General features: G+C 34.6%; 1 protein-coding gene and 1 pseudogene. Both read left to right on the forward strand.

All coding sequences use genetic code 11. From position 1 onward, the window contains the following. Window positions 1-439 (forward strand): annotated as a pseudogene (locus AC1DSL_RS18790) (hypothetical protein); the annotation flags it as partial. Between the two features lie 108 nt (window positions 440-547). Further along, window positions 548-900, forward strand: a 353-nt coding sequence (locus AC1DSL_RS18795; protein WP_477533411.1) for a sigma factor, incomplete at its 3' end; no start/stop codon positions are given.

The following is a 900-nucleotide window of genomic DNA, read 5'->3' on the forward strand; positions in this document are numbered from 1 at the left end:
TTCCCTGAACATTGAAAAAATAAATAACCCAACTGCAAAAGCGGCTCTTCAGAGAAATATTGATAAAGCTATTGCCAAATGGGAAGAGAAGAACAAAGAAGAAGATAAAGAAGAAATTCCAACTACAGAAACAACACCATCTGACGAGGCAACTGAACCTGCCCAAACTGATGAAGACACTGTGGAGAATGATAAAGAAAAAACTGAAACTGAAAAAGATTCAGAAGTAGTAAAAGCTGAGAAAAAAGCTGCTAAAGAAGTGAAAAAAGCTGAAAAAGCAGTAGAAAAGCAAGAACGTAAAGATGCTCAACATGCAAAACAACAAGAACGCAAAAATACACATCACGCTAAAAAAGAAGAGCATAAAGCATCGCATCATGCAAAAAAAGAGCATCGTCATGAAGTTGAAAAACATAATGAAGATCACAAAAACAAATAACACTTGGGTTAATTGTTAAGAAAATGAAATACAATGCATCTTTTCATTTTATCAAGAACCCGTTACAATCGATAGGACTTAACTATTGTGCGGAAATGGGGTGAGCTTGTGATACTAGCAACGATTCAAGGACTTTTTCCTAAGAAACAATCAAAAAACGATCTTGAATTGCTAGTAATTCAAGCAAAAGAAGGGAATGAAGAAGTTCTTAATGAACTTCTTTCTTCCTACACTCCTTTTATGAAAAAAACTGCTTCGTTTATATGTAAACGTTATATTGGGGAACAAGATGACGAGTACAGTATTGCAATGTACGCATTCCATGAAGCGATCGTTCATTTTGAACATGATAAAAATGCATCATTCTTAACGTTTGCTCATTTGCTGATTCGGCGTAAACTGATTGACTTTATTCGAAAAGAAGCAAGAAGAAAAGAAATTAGTCTAGGTCAAATGTGTTC

The organism is Paenisporosarcina sp. P4_D4 (assembly GCF_056401835.1).